Genomic DNA, 18,923 nt, shown 5'->3' with positions numbered 1-18,923 from the left:
GCCCCCATGAACATTCTCATCCTTGGCAGCGGCGGGCGCGAGCACAGCCTCGCCTGGGCGGTGATGCAGAACCCAAAGTGCGACCGGCTGATCGTGGCTCCGGGCAACGCTGGCATCGCCGAGATCGCGGAATGCGCAGCCCTCGATATCGAGGATGGCAGCGCGGTGGTCACCTTTGCCGAGGAGATGGCGGTGGATTTCGTGATCGTCGGGCCAGAGGCGCCCTTGGCCGCCGGTGTCTCGGACCGTCTGCGCGGCGCCGGTGTGCCGGTCTTTGGCCCCAGCGGCGCGGCGGCGCGGCTCGAAGCCTCCAAGGCCTTCACCAAGCAGATTTGCGACGCGGCAGGCGCGCCCACGGCCGCCTATGGCCATTTCACCGATGCGGCCTCCGCCAAGGCCTATGTGCAAGAGCAAGGCGCCCCTATCGTGATCAAGGCCGACGGTCTCGCTGCAGGCAAAGGCGTGATCATCGCCGAAACCGAAGCCGAGGCGCTTGCGGCCATCGATGACATGTTCGGCGGCGCTTTTGGCGACGCGGGCGCCGAGGTGGTTGTCGAGGAGTTCATGCAGGGCGAGGAAGCCTCCTTCTTCGTGCTCTGCGACGGCGAAACCGTCCTGCCCATCGGCACCGCACAGGACCACAAGCGCGTGGGCGAGGGCGACACCGGGCCCAACACCGGGGGCATGGGCGCCTATTCCCCCGCGCCAGTGATGACGCCCGAGGTAATCGAGGCGACCCTCGATCAGATCGTGCGTCCGACCATGGCTGAAATGGTCAAGCAGGGCACACCTTACCAGGGGGTGCTCTTCGTTGGCCTGATGATCCAGGACGGCCAGCCGCGGCTGGTGGAATACAACGTCCGCTTTGGCGACCCCGAGTGCCAGGTGCTGATGCTTCGCCTTGGCGCACAGGTGCTCGACTTGATGCAGGCCTGCGCCGAGGGGCGCCTGACCGAGGCGCAGGTCAACTGGGCCGCAGATCACGCGATGACGGTCGTGCTGGCCGCGGAGGGCTATCCCGGCGCCTATGAGAAAGGCTCTGTCATTCGTGGCCTTGAGACGGTTGCCGAAGACAGCCGCCACATGGTGTTTCACGCAGGGACAGGCCGCGCATCGGGAGAATTCATCGCAACGGGCGGGCGTGTCCTGGCCGTCACCGCCCGCGCGGACAGTCTGCAAGCTGCCCACGACAGCGCCTATGCGATGGTGGATAAAATCAACTGGCTCGAAGGTTTTTGCCGCCGAGACATCGGCTGGCGGGCGCTCAAAAGCAGCTAGTTCGCGGTTTGCAAGTCGCAGTCCAACGCCAGCGCGAAGGCCGACCGGCGCGTGTCGCCCCCAAGACGCTCCGTTGAAAACCCGGACGCGGTAAAGCGCACGGCAACCAACGCATCCCAAGCCGCTGTCGCAAGGATTATCTCAGGGGTACCATCGCAGACCCGGATGCCGCCGGCAATGTCGCGCTCCCCGATGCGGTGGTTGGTCAGCCCGGCCAAGTCCGCCACAGGCTCCAGCCTGCGGTCCTGGTATCGCCAAATCCGCAGGGTTTTCGCCAGATGCGGACGGTCGATATAGGCCAACTCCACGACCCCATCGCCATCTAGATCCGCCGCGCCGACGGGGGCCAACCAGCGAAACCGCGTGCCGATGAACGGCGTGGCAGTGATCCGACCGCCTGGTCCGTAGACCGCAAGACGCGCGCCTGCGCTCTGGCTACTCTCCACGACGATGATCTCCGGGCGGGCATCGCCATCAAGGTCGACGACCCGGGGGGCCGTATCCTCGAAGACCAAGTCATCAGGTAGCACAAACCGGTGCTCGGTTCTGTCCACCAGCGTCACCACCAGCGTCGTGTGCTCGATACTGTCGCCCAAGACGCCGTGTGCATAACGCTCCGTCGGCCCGGCGTAGGCGGCGGACGTAATCTCGGCGGCGGCCGCAACGCCGCCGTGCCACAGGCAGGCGGCCAGCAACGCGCGGCGTGCGAAACCGCGCCACAAGCGCGACGGCAGACGCCGCGCTCCCAGCATCATCAGATCTGCTTTTCCGGCATCTGCACAACCAGACCATCCAGCGCGTCGGTGACCTTGAGTTGGCAGGTCAGACGCGAGCGGGCCGGATCGGGCTCATAGGCGAAGTCCAGCATGTCCTCTTCCATGTCTTCCTTCGGCGGCAGCTTGTCGGTCCAGGCAGGGTCTACATAGACATGGCAGGTCGAACAGGCACAGGCGCCACCGCAATCGGCCTCGATCCCCGGAATGTTGTTGTCCCGCGCACCTTCCATGACGGTCAGGCCATTGGCGACCTCCACCACATGTTCTTTGCCGCCGTGTTCGATGTAGGTGATCTTGGCCACGTAGCTGTTCCCTTCCTGGTCTGTTTCAGCCTGTCTATCGGGGCGATATAGGACGCACCAGCCTCTTTTGCGACCCCGAAGACCCGCGCACCGGGGAGAGCTTTGAAAATCGTGGTATTGCCCTCACAAAGGCAAGCTTTGGTCAGCGCCCGTCACGACGCGCGGGCCACGATGCACCGCTCTGCCCTCCATCGCCGCACAAAAAAAGAGCGCCCGGTGAGGCGCTCTTTCAATCCCGGTCAGGCAAGGTGGGGAGGTTACTCCGCCAGAGACAGCGCAACGAACCGCGGGTCGCCAGCGCGGCGCACAAGCAACAGCAGCGATTTGCGTCCGGCATCCTTTGCCGCCGTGATACGCTCCTCCAGTTCAGAGATGCTGTTGACGCGCTGTTGCCCGGCTTCCGTGATGATATCGCCAGCGCGCAGGCCCTTCTCGAAGGCCTCGGTGCTCTCATCCACCGCCGTTACCGCCAACCCTTGCGCCTTGTCATCGACGCCCAACTCCTCACGGATTTCATCCGTCAAGGTGGTCAGGCTGAGGCCAAGAACGTCCTTGGTGGTTGGCTCATCGCTCTCTTCCGGCCCGGCGGCCACTGCAGGAACGGCGCCTTCGGCCTCCTCGCGGCGTCCCAATGTGACGCGCAGGGTCTGGGTGGCACCTTCACGCAGAACGGTCACACGCACGGTCTCGCCGACCGGGCTGTTGCCGACTTCGCGCACCAGGCCACGGGTGTCTTCGACCTCTTTGCCCGCAAAGCTGATGATCACGTCACCCGCTTCCATACCGGCCTCGCGCGCAGGTCCTTCGGGCACGTCCGTCACCAGCGCGCCCGCGGTTGTCTCGAGATCCATGGATTCGGCCAGGTCGTCGGTCAGGTCCTGAATGCGCACGCCCAGCCAACCGCGACGGGTCTCACCGAACTCCTTGAGCTGATCGACGACCCGCGTGACCACATTTGATGCCATCGAGAACCCGATGCCGATGGAGCCGCCATTCGGCGACAGGATCGCCGTGTTCACACCGATCACCTCGCCATCCATATTGAAAAGCGGGCCGCCCGAGTTGCCGCGGTTGATCGCCGCATCGGTCTGGATGTAGTCGTCATAGGTGCCGCTTAGGGCCCGATTGCGCGCCGAGACAATCCCTGCGCTGACAGAGAAGCCCTGCCCCAGCGGATTGCCCATCGCCACGACCCAGTCACCCACGCGGGCGAGGTCGCTGTCCGCGAAGGACACGAAGGGAAGCGGGCCATCGGCTTCGACCTTCAGCAGCGCAATGTCCGTGTTGGGGTCCGTGCCGATCACCTCGGCTTTCAACTCGCTGCCATTGAAGAATTCGATCAGGATCTCATCCGCGCCGTCGATCACGTGGTTGTTGGTCACCACGAATCCATCTTCAGAGATCACGAAGCCCGACCCCAGTGCCGAGGAGCGACGCGGGCGGTTGCCGTCGCCATTGTTGCGGTCCTGGAACTCGCGGAAAAAGTCCTCGAAGGGCGAGCCTTCGGGCACGATACCCTGCGGGCCTGTGCGCCCGGCCACGACCGTCGAAGTGGTGATATTGACCACCGAGGGGCTGATCTTTTCGGCCAGCGGCGCGAGGCTTTGTTGTTGCGCCAATGCGCTCAGCGGCTGAACCAGCATGAATGCCAGTGTCAGAACCGCCAAGAGCAACAGGCGCATCTGAATTGGGATGAGGCTGATGTTGGACATGTATACTGCCTTGGGCTGCATGCGTCGTCTCCTGAAAATCTCAATACCGGGCCTTGCGGCCTTGTTGTGCTCTTTGACTGCGTGATTTGTCACTAAAGTGCATTTAGGGTGACGTCCGCGCAACATCAAAGATGTATCAGCCTGCCACAGTTTCAATACTGCGTGACCGATCCGTGAGCACTTCGAGCGCCTGCGGCCGCGGTATCCGACCTTATCCAAGCCCCGCGCCGAGCTGTGAGGCGAACCACACGAGGATGAGGCCGCTGACCACGATCAGCAGCCCCAGTTGCCGCACAGCGCTCTCGGGCAGCGCGCGCAAAGCTTCCAGCATCCGCTCGATAAGCGAAGGGGCCAGCGCATAGGCCAGCCCCTCGATAATCATCACAAGCCCGAGAGCCAGTAAGATCGTGCTCACCGCAGCTCACCCTCTTCCGAGCGCAGCCCCTGATCGGACCGCAGATAGTTGAAGAACTCCGAATCCGGCGACAGCACCATGGTCGAGTTGGTGCCTCGCAAGGACCGCTCATAGGCTGTCAGCGAGCGGTAGAACTCGAAGAACTCCGGATCGGCGCCAAAGGCGGCTGCAAAGATTGCATTGCGCTCCGCATCCGCCTGACCGCGGATGATCTCGGCCTCGCGGGTTGCATCAGACGTCACCTCGACAACCGTCCGGTCCGCGAGAGCGCGGACGCGTTGCGCGGCCTCTTCACCCCGGGCGATCTCGTCCGCAGCTTCCCGCTCCCGCTCGGCCCGCATCCGGGCGAAGGTCGCGTCAAGGTTCTGGTCCGGCAGGTTGGTCTGCTTCAGCCGTACGTCGACCACTTCCAGGCCCAAGGGCATGGCGCGCAACCGCGCCTGCTCGGTGATCCGTGCCATCAATGCCGCACGATCCGCCGATAGGATGGTGTTGGACGTGACCCCGTCGGAGCCGAGTACCGCCCGGATGGTCGGGTTCAGGATGTCCTCAAGACGATCCTCCGCCGTGCGCAGGCCGCCGACACCCACCGCCTGACGGAACCGCGTGACATCCGAGATACGATACCGGGCGAAAGCGTCGACAACCAGACGACGGTCATCCGATGGCGTCACCTCGGTCACTTCGGTGTCCAGCGACAGGATGCGGTCGTCATAGCGGACGACCTCCTGGATCAGCGGGATCTTGAAAGCCAGCCCGGGCTCTTCCTTGATCGATTTGATCTGGCCGAACTGCAGGACCAGCGCCTTTTCACGTTCATCAACGATGAAAACCGAACTCAGAACGCCGACGACGGCAATGACGACGATAGGTATCAGAAAACTGCCAGCACGCATCAGTTTGTTCCTCCTGCAGCAGCGCCGCGACGCAGCTCGTTCAGCGGCAGATAGGGCACGACCCCCTGGCCACCGTTTCCGCCGATTTCACTTTCCAGAATGATCTTGTCCACGTCGCCGAAGACGCGCTCCATGGTCTCCAGATAGAGACGCTTGCGGGTGACTTCCGGCGCTTTCGCGTATTCCTCAAGCACCGAGACAAAGCGGGCCGCCTCACCCTGGGCTTCGTTCACCTGTTGGGCGCGGTAAGCTTCGGCCTGCTCCAACTGGCTCGCGGCTTCACCACGGGCACCAGCGGTCACACGGTTGGCATAGGCGTCCGCCTGACGCTCCAGCCGGTCGCGCTCCTGCTCCGCGGCCTGCACTTCGCGGAAACTGTCGATCACCTCGCGCGGCGGGTCCGCCTTGTCGAGGTTGAGACGCACGATATTCACGCCACTGTCATAGGCATCCAGCGTGCCCTGAATGAGCCGCTCCGCCTCATCGGCGATCACCTGACGATCCCGGTTCAGGATCGGGGCGAGTTGGTTGCGCGCAATCACCTCGCGCATGGCCGATTCGGACACGGCGCGGATCGTTTCCTGCGCTTCTGCGAGGTTGAAAAGAAACTTCGCAGGATCGCTGATATTCCACACCACAGAGAAATCGATGTCGATGATGTTCTCATCTGTGGTCAGCATCAGCCCACTGTCAACGCGCGATCCGATGTCTTCCGTCTGTTCGCGTGTCACCGGGAGCACCTCCGCCGTCACCAGCGGCCAAGGCGCGAAGTTCAGACCGGGGTTACCGGTGGCATAATACTCGCCAAGGAAAAGCTCGACCGACTGTTCTTCCGGCGCGACCGTATAGAAGCTCGCCAACCCCCAGGCCACCACGGCGCCAAGCACCCCAAGCCCGATGGTGCCGCGCGTGAAGGCCGGGCCGCCTCCGCCGCCAGACCCGCCGTTGGCGCCGCCTCCGCCCTTGCCGCCCATGAGGACGCGCAGACGTTCCTGGCCTTTCTTGACCAGCTCATCGATTTCCGGGATCTGTGGTCCCTCTCCGCCCGGTCCCCGCGGACCGCCGCCTCTTCCGCCGTTCGGACGGCGCGGCCCATCATCGTCAGAGTTTCCACCGCCGCCCCCCCAGGGGCCGCCATTATTCCCAGCCATTCAGTCTCTTTCCCTCCTAAATCGCCTCAAGTGCGATTGAAAATCATGCCATAGGTACGCAAGGTTGCGCGGAATTCAAGCCGTCCGAACCGGGGTTCGCATCGTCACGATCTCTTCGGACATGGTGGGATGCACCGCCACCGTGCGGTCGAAATCCTCTTTCGTGGTGCCCATCTTGATCGCGATACCCGCCAGTTGGATCATTTCGCCAGCATGTGGTGCGACGATGTGACAGCCCAGAACCTTGCGGGTCTCTTTGGATACCACAAGTTTCATCAAAACGCGATCCGGCCGCCCCGCAAAGGCCGTCTGCATGGGCCGGAACGAGGTGCAATAGACCTCGATCGGCTCCTGATCACGCGCATCCTCCTCGCTGAGGCCGACCGTGCCCATCTCGGGCTGGGTGAAGATCGCCGAGGGGATCAGGTCATGATCCACTGGCGTCGGATTGCCTTTGAAGACCGTCTCGACAAAGGCCATACCCTCGCGGATGGCGACCGGCGTTAGGTTCACCCGGTCGGTCACATCACCGATGGCATAGATCGACGGCACCGCCGTCTGGCTGTAGTCATCCACCTCGATCTGGCCGCGCCGCCCGAGCTTCACGCCAACCTCTTCAAGGCCCATGTCCTTGGTATTGGGGTCGCGCCCAGTGGCGAAAAGGACCATGTCAAAGACCCGCTCACCCCCATTCGTAGATTTAACCCAGATCGGGCCTTGCGCGTCTTCTGCCTCGGTCTGCATCTCGCGGCGCTGCATGACATCTGCACCCATGGCCGCGTCGGAGGCCGTGCCTGTCCAACTCGCCGTGTGATCGTCGCCCGCTGGCGCCATTTCCACGATGTTCGTGCCAACGCGGAGGTCGATGCCGCGCTCGCGCATGGACTCGGCCACGAGGCCGCGGGCTTCCTCATCGAAGCCGCGCAGGATCTGGGCGCCGCGATAATACTGCGTCACCTCGACCCCCAGCCCGTTCATGATGCCTGCGAATTCGCACGCGATGTAACCACCGCCGACAATCAGCAGCGACTTGGGAAGCGACTCCAGATGGAAGATGTCATCCGAGACGATCCCGAGCCGCGCGTTCGGCATCTCGGGCCGCACCGGGTGGCCACCTGTTGCAACCAAGATGTGTTTCGCGCTCTTCATCTCACCCGTCGAGAGCTTGACCTCGTGCGGCCCTGCGATGCTGGCGCGCGCATCGAAGGTGTCGACGCCGGAACCTTTCAGCAGATCACGATAGACTTGCTCGAGCCGGTCCAACTCGGTGTTCAGCCGCGTCCGGAAAGAGTGCCAGTCGAACGGCCCCTGCTTGAGATCCCAACCGTAAGACGCGGCATCTTCGACCACGCCAGCATATTCGCTGGCAAAGACCATGAGTTTCTTGGGCACGCAGCCCCGGATCACGCAGGTCCCGCCATAGCGGTCATCCTCGGCCAGCGCGACCTTCGCGCCTGCCTCTCCTGCAGCCACACGTGCGGCCCGCACACCCCCTGAACCGCCGCCAATCACAAAGAGATCGTAGTCAAAATCACTCATGGGGGGCGCCTTTCAGGTCTTTCGGTCTTGGAGACCTCTATATAAGCGGTTGGCGGGGCATTGCCACATCACGTCGCCGTTAAGCGTCGTGCGGCCTCAGTCGGAGAGATCGGCGAAGAGATTGTCACTCTCGACAAAGTCGAGCTGTCCCGTCTCGACCGTGCCCTTGTTGATGTCGCGCAGCTCGATCTTGCCGTCACCATACCCGACGATCACCTGATCGCAGATGTCGATGAAGAGGCCATTCTCCACCACGCCCGGCATCTGGTTCAGCGCAAGCGCCAGCTGCCGCGCATTGCCGATCCGTTTGACGTGCAGATCGATGATGTGATTGCCCTCGTCGGTCAGGAAGGGTACGTCGCCATTCATCCGCAGGCTGCTGTCGCGGCCCAGAACATCCATCGACACCAGCGTTTCCTCGACCAGCGCCTGCGTGGTCTGCCAGCCGAAAGGAATGACCTCGATAGGCAACGGGAAGGCGCCTAGCGTTTCCACCTCTTTGCCGGCATCAGCGATCACCACCATCTGGTCCGATGCGGTTGCGACGATCTTCTCCTGCAGCAGCGCGCCACCGCCGCCCTTGATCAGGTTGAGCTGCCCATCGAACTCGTCGGCGCCGTCTATCGTCATATCAAGCCACTTCGCCTCGTCGAGCGAAATGACCTCGATCCCGACCTCACGGGCCAGTTCGGCAGTCCGGGTCGATGTGGGAACACCCTGAATGCGCAGCCCGTTGTCGCGCACCATCTCGCCAAGGCAGCGTACCAGCCAGGCCGCTGTCGAGCCGGTGCCCAGGCCTACGCGCATGCCGCTCTCCACCATCTGCGCGGCCCGTTTGGCGGCGACGAACTTGGCCTTGTCGATGGGAGAGAGATCAGAGGGCATGGGCAGATTCCTTTGAGCAGCGTTACCTGCCTTATAGGTAACAAGCACAGGCGGTGCGAGGCCTGATTTGGCCGATTGACCGACAGTTTGAAGCTGGCATGCAGCCGGGCGCGCTCAACCACCGCAAAGCGTCGCTTTTTGCCGCCCATCGCGGCGGGAATCGCGCTAGGGCGAGCCTATGCACCCGCCCGACTACACACTGTACTACGCGCCCGACAACGCCTCGCTGGTCGTGCGGTTGGCGCTCGAGGAGTTGGGTGCGCCCTATCGCACCCATCTGGTCGACCGAAGAGTGGCCGCGCAGCGGGCGCCCGCACATCTGGCGGTGAACCCGGCCGGGTTGATCCCCGCGCTGGAAACGCCCGATGGTCCGATCTTTGAAACCGCCGCGATCCTGCTGTGGTTGGCCGATCGGCATGAGGCTCTGGCGCCGGGCCCCGAGCATCCGCGGCGCGGAGACTTTCTCAAGTGGCTGTTTTATCTGTCGAACACGCTGCATCCGGCCCTGCGGATGCTGTTCTATCCCGCAGCCTATGTCGGGGCGGATGTCACGCACCAGAAGCAGCTGCAAGATCAGGCGCGGGCCAACATCCTGCGCTCTCTCGCCCTTCTCGAGGCAAACTGGCAGCCTCGCGAGACGCCCTTGGTGCTCGATCTCTATCTCGGGCCAATGCTGCGCTGGCTGCAACTCTACCCGCAAGACAGTGATCACGGTTGGTTTGACCTTGCGTCCCACCCCAAGCTGCACCACATGGCAGTTATGTTGGAGACGCGGGCCAGCACCCGCGCCGCGCAATCCGCCGAAGGGCTGGGACCGGCACCCTTTACCGCCCCGCAACCGCCCCGGCCACCAGAAGGAAGTGCACTTTAGATGTTCCTCTCCGTTTTCGAGATGTTCAAAGTGGGGATCGGCCCTTCTTCGTCGCACACGATGGGGCCGATGGTGGCCGCCGCGCGCTTTCTCGACCTGATGCGCGCCTCGCCCTTTGCGTTCCACGGGTTGCGCGCCTCGCTGCACGGCTCTCTCGCCTTTACTGGCGTGGGCCATGCGACCGACCGTGCCACCATTCTCGGCCTCGCCGGGTTCGTCCCCGACACCTATGATCGCGAGAAGGCGGATGCGGCACTGGACGAGATCAAGACCCGCAAGACCATCCATCCGGAGGGCCTGCCTGAGCTCAGTTTCGACCCTGCGACCGATCTCATCTTTAATTTCGACGCAGTGCTCGAAGGGCATGCCAACGGCATGATGCTGATGGCGGCGGATGCACAGGGTGACGTGATCCTGCGCGAGACCTACTACTCCATCGGCGGCGGCTTCGTGATGACGGAAAGCGAACTGGCCGCTGGCAAGGACACGCACGACGGCGCACCCGTGCCCTTCCCCTTCAAGACCGCCGCCCAGATGCTGGAGATGTCCGCCGCCTCTGGCCGCTCGATTGCGGCGATGAAACGCGCGAACGAGACCGCCCGCGGCGGGGCGGAAAATCTGAAATCAGGGACCAAGCGGCTCTGGCAGGTGATGAACGACTGCATCGACCGCGGTCTCAGCACGGAAGGCACCTTGCCCGGCGGGCTGATGGTCAAGCGCCGCGCCAAAGGTATCCACGACAAGCTGCTAGAGGAGCGCGGCATGAACCTCACCGCGCCACACACCATCAACGACTGGATGAGCGTGTACGCCATGGCGGTGAATGAGGAGAATGCCGCTGGTGGGCAAGTCGTGACGGCCCCGACCAATGGCGCAGCGGGCGTGCTGCCAGCGACCTTGCGCTACTATCTCGATCACGTGCCCGGCGCGTCAGAGGCGCATGTGGAGGACTTCCTGCTCACCGCTGCCGCGATCGGCGGGCTGGTGAAATACAATGCATCGATCTCAGGCGCCGAGGCGGGTTGCCAAGCCGAAGTGGGCTCGGCCGCCGCGATGGCCGCCGCCGGGCTCTGCGCTGTGATGGGAGGCACACCGGAGCAGGTGGAAAACGCCGCCGAGATCGCACTCGAACATCACCTCGGCATGACCTGCGACCCCGTCAAGGGCCTCGTGCAGGTGCCTTGCATCGAGCGCAATGGCCTCGGCGCGATCAAGGCGGTCTCCGCTGCCTCCCTCAGTCTGCGCGGGGATGGCACCCATCTCGTCCCGCTCGACGCCTGCATCGAGACCATGCGGCAAACGGGCGAGGATATGGCGGAGAAGTACAAGGAAACCTCGCTCGGCGGTCTGGCCGTAAATGTGCCAAACTGCTGAAAGTTGAGTCACCCCCCAAGCTGTTCTTGCATTGATTGAGGGGGCCGCCTAGGGTCCGGCAATGGCCCCCGACCGCCCCCTTCTTGGTATCATGCTGATGCTGGGCTTTTGTGTCCTGGCACCGGTCGGCGACGCTGTGGCCAAGATCCTCGGGCAGACGGTTCCCGTGGGCCAATTGGTGCTCGTTCGCTTTGCTGTGCAGGCGATTGTGCTGATTCCGCTGGTCTGGTGGACCGATCGAAGATGGAAGATGCGCGGGCGGATCCTGACGCTCACGTTTGTGCGCACCTTGCTCCATATCCTCGGCATCGGCGCAATGGTCACCGCGCTCAAGTATCTGCCACTCGCCGATGCGGTGGCCATCGCCTTCGTGATGCCGTTCATCATGCTGATCCTCGGCAAATATGCGCTTAATGAAGAAGTGGGCTCCCGTCGGCTGATCGCTTGCATCGTCGGGTTTGTCGGCACGCTTCTCGTGGTTCAGCCAAGCTTTCAGGAGGTCGGCTGGCCCGCCCTTCTGCCCATCGGCGTCGCGGTCAACTTCGCCCTCTTTATGCTGGTCACACGGCAGATTGCCCGCGAAACCGATCCCATCGGGTTACAGGCTGTCAGCGGCGTCATGGCTATTGCGGTGATGGTGCCCACGCTGCTTGTCTTCCAGAACAGCGGTGTCTGGAACCTGCAACTGATCGCAGTGAGCGCCTATGAGTGGCGCCTGCTGCTCAGCATTGGCCTGCTCGGGACTATTGCACATTTGTTGATGACATGGTCGCTGCGCTATGCGCCGTCGGCGACCGTGGCCCCGATGCAGTATCTCGAAATCCCCTTCGCCACCGTGATCGGGTTCATCGTGTTTGGCGACCTGCCAAACCCGTTGGCGTCGCTCGGCATTCTGATCACGATCCTTGCAGGGCTCTACGTGGTGTTGCGCGAGCGGGCCACCGCGCGGGCTCTGGTATCGCCGCCAAAAGCGCCGCAACCGCTGCCATGAAGCTGCGCGGCAGAATGCAAAGCATGACGGGCGCATCGATCTGAAGGGTCACATCGCCGGTCGCACGGTTAGATGTGCCTGACCGTCCATCAGGTGCGAATGCGAGCCCGTCAATCGGCCACTCCAACCCCTGCGAACGCCCGGTCACCGCTCCCATCGGAAAGAGCGAGACGCGTGTGCCATGCGGCATCGGAAGGCGCAGATCGCGCGGGCAGAGAAACATAATATCTTCGGCGCCGAGAATGATACAGGGCACATCCGGGCGCATCACCAGCGTGTGCAAGGCCGCCAGTTGATGGTCAATTCTCAAACCGGAAAATCCAACGGCGATGACCAAGGGCGCAGTGATACTGCGCAGCGCCTTGTCGAAATCCGTGCTGTCCTGCTCGGCAATCCGATGCTGGCGTTCGGGCGGGATTTGTGCCAGCGCCGCCTCCGAGATCGAATCCATATCGCCGATCACTGCCTCCAGTGCGATGCCCGCGGCCAGAACCGCCTCCGCACCGCTGTCTGCCGCCACACAGGTCGGCGCGAGCGCCAGCGCAGCCTCCAGATCACCCTCCGAAACGGCCCCGCCGCCCACAAGTGTTACTGGATTCAATTTGTCTACAATTTTAGTATTCACCGAAGTTTAATGCCCTTTTTGGAAACAGAACACATTCTCGCCACGAAATGATACCGTAATGAGCACAGATTCGCGCCGGTTTGGACTTTCCCCATATGGTAAACAGTTTGTTGAAATCACGCAGAGGACGAGCATCCGATGATGAATAACAACAAGATTTTGACTGTCTCTTATGGAACGTTTTCCTGCACGCTGGAAGGCTTTGACGACTCGTTCGAGACAATGAAAGCCATTGCGGAGTATTTTCGCGATCTTGCTGCGGATGATCGGTATTTCGGCGCGGAGCCGCCCCAACCTGATGCGGAAATGCTCGCGCGGATCGCAGAGCGCGAGGTTTCGCGGCGTGTCGAGGCGCGCGAGCACGAAGGGCAAATCCTGCTGAAGGCGCATGATGACGCGGTGCTTGAGGAGGCGGAACAGGCACCCGCTTCAAGCCCTGCCGTCGCGACGGCGGCGCCGGTCGTGCAAGAGGACGTGCAGACCGCACCCACCGCAGAACCGGAAGCTGCGCCAGAGGCCTCTGAACCCGTCGCGGACGTAGTGACAGAGGACCTGGACGATACCCCTGATACAATTGAGCAGGAGAGCTCCGAAGACATCGAGGCCGTCGTCGAGGAGACCCCCTTTGAAGACGTGGTTGCTTCGGTTGCCGAGCCTGTCGAGGATGCCGAGGCAGAGCGCGAGGCTGAACCGGTCGAAGAGGTCGAGCAGGCTGACGCAGCTGCTGAGGTCGAAGAAGACGAAGCGTTTGAGACAGAGGAGCCCGTTGTCGCCGAGCAGGACGAGCCGTCGTCAGAGGTCGAAGCCTTTTTCGCCGACAGCCCGAGCCTTGACGACATCGAACCGGACGTGGATGCCGAGCTTGAAGGCCCGACGGAGTTTGCCGCGTTCGAAACACCAGCTCCGGCTATCGAGACCGAAAGCGCGCAGACTGCAGCGTCCGACAGCATTGCGGCCAAGCTTCAGCGCATTCGCGATGTCGTCTCGCAGCAGGATAAGGAAAACTACGATGAAGAAGAGGTCTCGGCGGAGGGTGAGGCCGCTATCGACATGCACGACCTGCCGCTCGACATGGTTAATAAGGCCGAGGAAGAGCCTGTTGATCAGCAACAGTCCGAGCTGACCGCGGCTGCGCAAGAGATCGAAGAGGCCTTTGAGGTTGATGATCAGATCGCAGCCGAGGCGGATGACGAGACCGAAAAGGATGACGATCTGGCCGCAGTTCTGAGCCGTCTTGAAGATGAGATGGCCGATCAGGACGATGAGCCGCTGACCTCGACGGAAGATGATCTGACCTCGGACGACATCGACGAGAACCTCTTTGACGAGATTGCCGCCGACACCGAGAACGAGGCTGCACCCAAGCCAGTTGAGGCAGACCTATCCGAGGTGGAAGAGGAGCGAGCGCCGGTCAAGGGCCGCGTGCTCAAGGTGGATCGTGCTGATCTGGAAGCCGCGTTGGAGGCCGGGGATCTCGAAGAGTTCGAGACCGACGCGTCAGCCGCGCTCTCTGCCGCAGACGAAGAAGACCTTCAGCGCGAGCTGGATGCGGTCGCAGCCGAAGCGTCCGGCACGGAAGAGCAGCCCACCGCCGAAGGTCATGGCCTGCCGCCGATTGACGCCAACGCTGCAGAAGATGTCTCGCGGCTGATGGCCGAAGCGGACCAGCAGATGGAAGAACCGGAAGGCGCAACGCGGCGCAGCGCGTTTGCGCATCTCCGCGCAGCGGTGGCGGCGCGCTTCGCCGACAAGACCATGCAGAAGGAAGAGCCGGAGGAAGAAACAACCAAGCCGTATCGCAGCGATCTGGCCCAGGTGGTGAAACCCCGCCGTCCGGTGCCTTCCGGTGCGCGCACCGAACGCCCGGCTGAGGCGCGCCCGACCCCTCTGAAGCTGGTCGCCGAGCAACGGATTGACGGAGAAACGCCTGCGAGCAGCGACCCTATCATGCCGCGCCGCGTGGCCGCGACCCTGGAGGACGATCTGGAGTTTGCGCAGGACACCGGTTTTGCCGAGTTCGCCGAGCAAGTGGGCGCCACAAAACTGCCAGAAGTGCTTGAGGCGGCAGCGGCCTATCTCTCCTTCGTGGAGGGGCATGAGCAGTTCTCACGCCCACAGTTGATGACCCGCGTGCGCCAAGCGGACTGTGGCGAGTTCAGCCGCGAAGATGGTCTGCGGTCCTTCGGTCAGCTGTTGCGTGCCGGCAAGATCGAAAAGATCAAAGGCGGCCGGTTCACCGCCTCGGACGAGATTGGCTTCAAACCGGACGAACGCGCTGCAAGCTGATCGGTCAAATCAACAAATCAAAAAGGCAGGCCTCAGCGCCTGCCTTTTTTGTTTCACACAGCGCAGGTCAGCGTTCTGGATTGTCTGGGTCCGCCTGACCGACGCCCTTGAAGACAAACTTGAAGGGTAACGCCCAGACGATACCGAGCACCACATAGACCAGTAACTCGACCAGCAGCGAAGGTCGTTCAAGCCAGGTGACCAGCGTCACCGCGCTAATGATGTAGGCTGGAAGACCGACCAGCAAGATCAGCAGAGACAATCGACGGCGGTTTTTGTAGCTGACGGGCATCACATCTCTCAGTCGGCAAACGGGTCCGTCACGAGAATGGTGTCTTCCCGCTCCGGCGACGTAGAAAGTAGAGCGACCGGGCAGTTGATCAACTCTTCGACCCGACGCACGTATTTGATCGCGTTGGCCGGCAGATCCGCCCATGTGCGTGCGCCTTCCGTCGATTCCGACCAGCCCGGCATCTCTTCATAGATCGGGGTGCAGCGCGCCTGATGATCGGCGGCCGTTGGAAGATAATCCATCCGCTCCCCGTCAAGCTCATATCCGACGCAGATCTTCAGAGTTTCGAACCCGTCGAGAACATCCAGCTTAGTCAACGCAATCCCTGTCACGCCAGAGGTGGCACAGGTCTGGCGCACAAGCACCGCATCAAACCAGCCGCAGCGCCGTTTGCGCCCCGTGACAGTGCCAAACTCATGGCCACGCTCTCCGAGGCGCTGACCGTCCGCATCGTCCAGTTCCGTCGGAAAAGGGCCTTCGCCGACGCGCGTGGTGTAGGCCTTCACAATACCCAGCACGTAGTTGATCGAGCCCGGCCCGATCCCCACGCCTGTGGCGGCCTGACCCGCAATCACGTTCGACGAGGTGACGAAGGGATAGGTGCCGAAGTCGATATCCAGCAACGCACCCTGTGCGCCTTCGAAAAGGATACGCTTGCCCGCCTTGCGCTTCTCGTTCAGCAGCTTCCAGACGGGAGCCGCATACTGCAGGATATCGGGCGCAATCTCGCGCAGCTGCGCCAGCAGCGCGTCGCGGTCCACGGGCTCGATGCCGAGGCCGCGGCGCAACGGGTCGTGATGTTGCAACGCCCGGTCGACGCGCGCCTCCAGTGTTGCAGGGTCCGCAAGATCCGCCACCCGGACGGATCGGCGCCCCACCTTATCTTCATAGGCCGGGCCAATGCCCCGCCCCGTCGTGCCGATCTTTGTGCCCTTGCTCGCCGCCTCTTCCCGGGCCCGGTCCAACTCACCATGGATCGGCAGGATCAACGGCGTATTCTCCGCGATCATCAGCGTCTCGGGCGTGATCTCGACACCTTGGCCGCCGACCGTTTCGATCTCTTTCAGCAGGTGCCAGGGGTCCAGCACCACGCCATTGCCGATGACCGAGAGTTTCCCACCACGCACAACACCAGAAGGCAGCGCATTCAGCTTGTAGACCTTGCCATCGATGACCAACGTGTGGCCCGCGTTGTGCCCGCCCTGAAACCGCGCGATCACATCGGCCCGCTCCGAAAGCCAATCCACGATCTTGCCTTTTCCCTCATCGCCCCATTGCGCACCGACGACGACTACATTGGCCATGGCTGATCCCTTCAGATGCTCTTCAAACCCGCGCCGGTATAGCGGGCCACTTCTGTGGGCGAAAGGGAAAAAGCCTGAGGTCAGTACCCGCCGCAGATCCGGCCCTCAGCCGTAGACAAAACCCGCCACCCGCGCTTAGGTTGGCCAAAAGACGGTGGCAGAAGGCAGGCAGCAATGGGGTTTCTCACACGGTGGTTTTTCGCGTTTGCACTGCTGACGCTCACCTTCAATCCCACCCAGTACAACTACCTCAACTGGGTCCGCGACTACGGCGGGATGAACCTCTCCATCGCGGTGCTGCTGGGACTGTTGTTGGCCATCGGGTACATCATCTACCTGCGCGCCACGCTCCGGTCGATTGGCGCGGGTGGAATGATGCTTGTGCTTGCGCTCGTGGGCGCACTCATCTGGGTGCTCTACGATCTGGGGGTGCTGCGTTTGGACAACTCGAGCCTGAACGTCTGGCTTGGGCTGTTTGCCTTGTCGCTGGTGTTGGGGATCGGGCTGAGCTGGAGCCATGTGCGCCGCGCCCTCTCGGGTCAGTCAGATGTGGATGACATTGACGACTAAGTCGCAGGATCATCCGGGAGCGTCACCGGCTCGCCATGTGGGGTTTGGAGATAAGCCGTTTCCCACGCCGTTTTGACCGCTTCGACCCTCTCGGATTGCGCCAGGTCGAGACTTGCAAGCATCGCTTCAAGTGTCTCCAGCCAGGCCGCGAAGTAATCGTCCCCTCCATCGAGGTCCTTGGAAAGCCCGTGACGCTTCAGGGTCGCCCCAAAACGGCTGGCCCAATCGGACCAAGCGAAGTGCCCCGCTTCATTCAGATGTACTGTGAGCGCGAAGACCTGCGCGTGCCACGGCTCAGAGAACACCGGCTCTGGCACAGCGCTCATGCGGGCCCCAGATAGCTTTGCCACAGATCAAGGATGACCTCATCGCGCGGGTGTTCCGGATGGCTCCAGAGCTCGGACGCCGGAAACGCCACGGCATAGAGCGGCTCCGCAGCGTCACCCAAACGATGCGCGGAGCTATCCGGGAAAACATGCGTGCCGTGGTATCGAACAATCCGACCGGTCGCCCCTGCCGCATATTGCGGCAGGCGAGTATGGCCTCCATCGACGAGGACGTTCGCCGCAATGCGCCGGGTTCGGACAGCGTCACCCGGCTGAAAGAGCTGCGCGACCTCGCTGGGTCGTGTGGCCGGCCCGCCCTTCGCAAGGACGGCCGCAACCGCCTCGGCGCGCAACGTGGTCTCGGCCATCGGCGATTGGTCGGGCAGAGCCTTAGTCAGGTCCGCCCGACTGACGAGATTGCTCTCAACCAGCAAATCGGTCAGCGCTGCGATCCACTTCTCATAATAGGAGAACCGCACATAGTCCTTCGGGGGGAGCCCCTCGCGTGCATGGCGGGACACATCCAGGTTCCACTTGCCAAGCGTACCCGCAGCCAGCGTAATCGCCAGCGCGCGCTTGTGCCATTCGGCTTCGAAAATGGGCTGCTCCGGTTCCGGGACGACGGGCCCGTCGCCATAGCGCCCACCCATATCGTGCGGGCGGGTCATGACGCGGCCGCCTCGGCGGGTGCCAGCGCCAGACCGGTGCCGATCATGCTGTCGCGGGTCACAAGGGCCATGAGTTCGGCCTCGCCGAACCCGTCCGTGTCTGCGGGGCGTTGTGGGATCACCAGATACCGCACCTCTGCTGTCGAATCCCAGACCCGCACCGCAGTCTCTTCCGGAAGCGTCACCCCGAAGTCGGCCAGAACCGCACGCGGCTCGCGTACGGCCCGTGCGCGATAAGCATCGGATTTGTACCAACCCGGCGGGACCCCTAGTAGCGGCCACGGGTAACAGCTGCACAGCGTGCAGACGACCATGTTGTGCACCTCCGGGGTGTTTTCGACAGCAACGATGTGCTCGCCCTGACGCCCGTAGAAACCCAACTCGCTCACCACTGTCGTGGCATCTTCGAGCAGAGCAGCCTTGAGCGCAGGATCAGACCAGGCCTTGGCAACCACCTGCGCCCCGTTGCGCGGCCCGATCTCGTTTTCATAGGTGTTGATGATGGCGTCCAGAGCGTCCGGATCGACAAGCCCCTTGCGGGTGAGGATGGTCTCGAGCGCCTTGACGCGCAACGCGGGATCAGGCGGCAAGAGACTGTGCGGATGGTCGGGATCATCATGAGGCATGGTGCGACTTTGCGGTGCGGTGCGCGGCTTGTCCAG

The 18,923-nt window shown here is 62.8% G+C and carries 20 protein-coding genes; 6 read left to right on the top strand and 14 right to left on the bottom strand.

The genetic code is table 11. From position 1 onward, the window contains the following. Positions 1-6: 6 nt before the first annotated feature. Positions 7-1,278 carry a phosphoribosylamine--glycine ligase gene (purD, locus tag ACVC7O_RS06790; protein ID WP_458325326.1) on the top strand — a complete coding sequence of 424 codons (1,272 nt, stop codon included), beginning with the start codon at positions 7-9 and terminating at the stop codon, positions 1,276-1,278. On the opposite strand, the gene ACVC7O_RS06785 is transcribed toward purD, so the two are convergent. The 8 genes from ACVC7O_RS06785 to rpiA form a co-directional block, all read right to left on the bottom strand. After that, positions 1,275-2,033, bottom strand: a complete 759-nt coding sequence (locus ACVC7O_RS06785; RefSeq protein ID WP_458325325.1) for an FG-GAP repeat domain-containing protein — start codon at positions 2,031-2,033, stop codon at positions 1,275-1,277. The genes purD and ACVC7O_RS06785 overlap by 4 nt on opposite strands. Next, on the bottom strand, positions 2,033-2,356 hold the full coding sequence (locus ACVC7O_RS06780) for a 2Fe-2S iron-sulfur cluster-binding protein (protein ID WP_263842721.1): 324 nt from the start codon (positions 2,354-2,356) through the stop codon (positions 2,033-2,035). Before ACVC7O_RS06780 ends, ACVC7O_RS06785 begins: the two co-directional genes overlap by 1 nt. A 257-nt stretch (positions 2,357-2,613) precedes the next feature. Then, positions 2,614-4,089, bottom strand: a complete 1,476-nt coding sequence (locus tag ACVC7O_RS06775) for a DegQ family serine endoprotease (protein ID WP_458325324.1) — start codon at positions 4,087-4,089, stop codon at positions 2,614-2,616. Between the two features lie 190 nt (positions 4,090-4,279). Further along, the gene (locus ACVC7O_RS06770) at positions 4,280-4,483 is read right to left on the bottom strand and encodes a DUF2065 domain-containing protein (RefSeq protein WP_458325323.1); all 204 of its coding nucleotides are present in this window, start codon (positions 4,481-4,483) and stop codon (positions 4,280-4,282) included. After that, complete coding sequence (hflC, locus tag ACVC7O_RS06765; protein WP_458325322.1) at positions 4,480-5,379, bottom strand: protease modulator HflC; 900 nt, start codon at positions 5,377-5,379, stop codon at positions 4,480-4,482. Before hflC ends, ACVC7O_RS06770 begins: the two co-directional genes overlap by 4 nt. After that, on the bottom strand, positions 5,379-6,530 hold the full coding sequence (gene hflK, locus ACVC7O_RS06760) for an FtsH protease activity modulator HflK (protein ID WP_458325321.1): 1,152 nt from the start codon (positions 6,528-6,530) through the stop codon (positions 5,379-5,381). The genes hflC and hflK overlap by 1 nt, the downstream gene beginning before the upstream one ends. Positions 6,531-6,605: 75 nt before the next feature. Continuing rightward, positions 6,606-8,069, bottom strand: a complete 1,464-nt coding sequence (locus ACVC7O_RS06755; protein ID WP_458325320.1) for an FAD-dependent oxidoreductase — start codon at positions 8,067-8,069, stop codon at positions 6,606-6,608. Between the two features lie 96 nt (positions 8,070-8,165). Further along, positions 8,166-8,954: a ribose-5-phosphate isomerase RpiA gene (rpiA, locus tag ACVC7O_RS06750; RefSeq protein ID WP_458325319.1), complete on the bottom strand. Its 789-nt coding sequence runs from the start codon at positions 8,952-8,954 to the stop codon at positions 8,166-8,168. A gap of 178 nt (positions 8,955-9,132) precedes the next feature. Between rpiA and ACVC7O_RS06745 the strand changes: the two genes are divergently transcribed. From ACVC7O_RS06745 to ACVC7O_RS06735, 3 genes are all read left to right on the top strand, one after another. Then, positions 9,133-9,825, top strand: coding sequence for a glutathione S-transferase family protein (locus ACVC7O_RS06745; RefSeq protein ID WP_458325318.1), 693 nt, complete (start codon positions 9,133-9,135; stop codon positions 9,823-9,825). Further along, a complete protein-coding gene (locus ACVC7O_RS06740; protein ID WP_458325317.1) occupies positions 9,826-11,199 on the top strand; it encodes an L-serine ammonia-lyase in 1,374 nt (457 codons plus the stop codon). It begins immediately after the preceding gene. A gap of 61 nt (positions 11,200-11,260) precedes the next feature. After that, entirely contained in the window at positions 11,261-12,190 is a 930-nt protein-coding gene (locus ACVC7O_RS06735) for a DMT family transporter (protein WP_458325316.1), read from the top strand. Here the strand turns inward: ACVC7O_RS06735 and ACVC7O_RS06730 are convergent. After that, complete coding sequence (locus tag ACVC7O_RS06730; protein ID WP_458325315.1) at positions 12,096-12,791, bottom strand: thiamine diphosphokinase; 696 nt, start codon at positions 12,789-12,791, stop codon at positions 12,096-12,098. The two genes, ACVC7O_RS06735 and ACVC7O_RS06730, sit on opposite strands and share 95 nt — an antisense overlap. 162 nt (positions 12,792-12,953) lie before the next feature. Here ACVC7O_RS06730 and ACVC7O_RS06725 point away from each other — a divergent pair, with 162 nt between their 5' ends. After that, a complete protein-coding gene (locus ACVC7O_RS06725; RefSeq protein WP_458325314.1) occupies positions 12,954-15,101 on the top strand; it encodes a hypothetical protein in 2,148 nt (715 codons plus the stop codon). Between the two features lie 67 nt (positions 15,102-15,168). Here the strand turns inward: ACVC7O_RS06725 and ACVC7O_RS06720 are convergent, their stop codons facing one another. Beyond that, complete coding sequence (locus tag ACVC7O_RS06720) at positions 15,169-15,393, bottom strand: DUF2842 domain-containing protein (RefSeq protein ID WP_458325313.1); 225 nt, start codon at positions 15,391-15,393, stop codon at positions 15,169-15,171. Between the two features lie 8 nt (positions 15,394-15,401). Beyond that, the gene (locus ACVC7O_RS06715) at positions 15,402-16,697 is read right to left on the bottom strand and encodes an adenylosuccinate synthase (RefSeq protein WP_458325312.1); all 1,296 of its coding nucleotides are present in this window, start codon (positions 16,695-16,697) and stop codon (positions 15,402-15,404) included. Positions 16,698-16,871: 174 nt separating this feature from the next. Here ACVC7O_RS06715 and ACVC7O_RS06710 point away from each other — a divergent pair, with 174 nt between their 5' ends. Further along, positions 16,872-17,267, top strand: coding sequence for a DUF6524 family protein (locus tag ACVC7O_RS06710; RefSeq protein ID WP_458325311.1), 396 nt, complete (start codon positions 16,872-16,874; stop codon positions 17,265-17,267). Here the strand turns inward: ACVC7O_RS06710 and ACVC7O_RS06705 are convergent. From ACVC7O_RS06705 to nthA, 3 genes are read right to left on the bottom strand one after another with little or no spacing between them, the layout of a single operon-like run. Next, entirely contained in the window at positions 17,264-17,593 is a 330-nt protein-coding gene (locus ACVC7O_RS06705; protein ID WP_458325310.1) for a nitrile hydratase accessory protein, read from the bottom strand. The genes ACVC7O_RS06710 and ACVC7O_RS06705 overlap by 4 nt on opposite strands. Beyond that, positions 17,590-18,261, bottom strand: coding sequence for a nitrile hydratase subunit beta (gene nthB, locus ACVC7O_RS06700; RefSeq protein WP_458325309.1), 672 nt, complete (start codon positions 18,259-18,261; stop codon positions 17,590-17,592). Before nthB ends, ACVC7O_RS06705 begins: the two co-directional genes overlap by 4 nt. Continuing rightward, positions 18,258-18,887, bottom strand: a complete 630-nt coding sequence (gene nthA, locus ACVC7O_RS06695; RefSeq protein ID WP_458326049.1) for a nitrile hydratase subunit alpha — start codon at positions 18,885-18,887, stop codon at positions 18,258-18,260. The genes nthB and nthA overlap by 4 nt, the downstream gene beginning before the upstream one ends. Positions 18,888-18,923 lie beyond the last annotated feature (36 nt).

The sequence above is a fragment of the Roseobacter cerffii genome (genome assembly GCF_054226325.1).
This window is presented reverse-complemented; position numbering and strand designations above follow the sequence as displayed.

Bases quoted from the DNA above. Each gene is read 5' to 3' on its own strand.
- purD (WP_458325326.1), top strand. From the start codon at position 7: ATGAACATTCTCATCCTTGGCAGCGGCGGGCGCGAGCACAGCCTCGCC.
- ACVC7O_RS06785 (WP_458325325.1), bottom strand. From the start codon at position 2,033: ATGATGCTGGGAGCGCGGCGTCTGCCGTCGCGCTTGTGGCGCGGTTTC.
- ACVC7O_RS06775 (WP_458325324.1), bottom strand. From the start codon at position 4,089: ATGCAGCCCAAGGCAGTATACATGTCCAACATCAGCCTCATCCCAATT.
- hflC (WP_458325322.1), bottom strand. From the start codon at position 5,379: ATGCGTGCTGGCAGTTTTCTGATACCTATCGTCGTCATTGCCGTCGTC.
- hflK (WP_458325321.1), bottom strand. From the start codon at position 6,530: ATGGCTGGGAATAATGGCGGCCCCTGGGGGGGCGGCGGTGGAAACTCT.
- ACVC7O_RS06755 (WP_458325320.1), bottom strand. From the start codon at position 8,069: ATGAGTGATTTTGACTACGATCTCTTTGTGATTGGCGGCGGTTCAGGG.
- rpiA (WP_458325319.1), bottom strand. From the start codon at position 8,954: ATGCCCTCTGATCTCTCTCCCATCGACAAGGCCAAGTTCGTCGCCGCC.
- ACVC7O_RS06745 (WP_458325318.1), top strand. From the start codon at position 9,133: ATGCACCCGCCCGACTACACACTGTACTACGCGCCCGACAACGCCTCG.
- ACVC7O_RS06740 (WP_458325317.1), top strand. From the start codon at position 9,826: ATGTTCCTCTCCGTTTTCGAGATGTTCAAAGTGGGGATCGGCCCTTCT.
- ACVC7O_RS06735 (WP_458325316.1), top strand. From the start codon at position 11,261: ATGGCCCCCGACCGCCCCCTTCTTGGTATCATGCTGATGCTGGGCTTT.
- ACVC7O_RS06725 (WP_458325314.1), top strand. From the start codon at position 12,954: ATGATGAATAACAACAAGATTTTGACTGTCTCTTATGGAACGTTTTCC.
- ACVC7O_RS06720 (WP_458325313.1), bottom strand. From the start codon at position 15,393: ATGCCCGTCAGCTACAAAAACCGCCGTCGATTGTCTCTGCTGATCTTG.
- ACVC7O_RS06715 (WP_458325312.1), bottom strand. From the start codon at position 16,697: ATGGCCAATGTAGTCGTCGTCGGTGCGCAATGGGGCGATGAGGGAAAA.
- ACVC7O_RS06710 (WP_458325311.1), top strand. From the start codon at position 16,872: ATGGGGTTTCTCACACGGTGGTTTTTCGCGTTTGCACTGCTGACGCTC.
- ACVC7O_RS06705 (WP_458325310.1), bottom strand. From the start codon at position 17,593: ATGAGCGCTGTGCCAGAGCCGGTGTTCTCTGAGCCGTGGCACGCGCAG.
- nthB (WP_458325309.1), bottom strand. From the start codon at position 18,261: ATGACCCGCCCGCACGATATGGGTGGGCGCTATGGCGACGGGCCCGTC.
- nthA (WP_458326049.1), bottom strand. From the start codon at position 18,887: ATGCCTCATGATGATCCCGACCATCCGCACAGTCTCTTGCCGCCTGAT.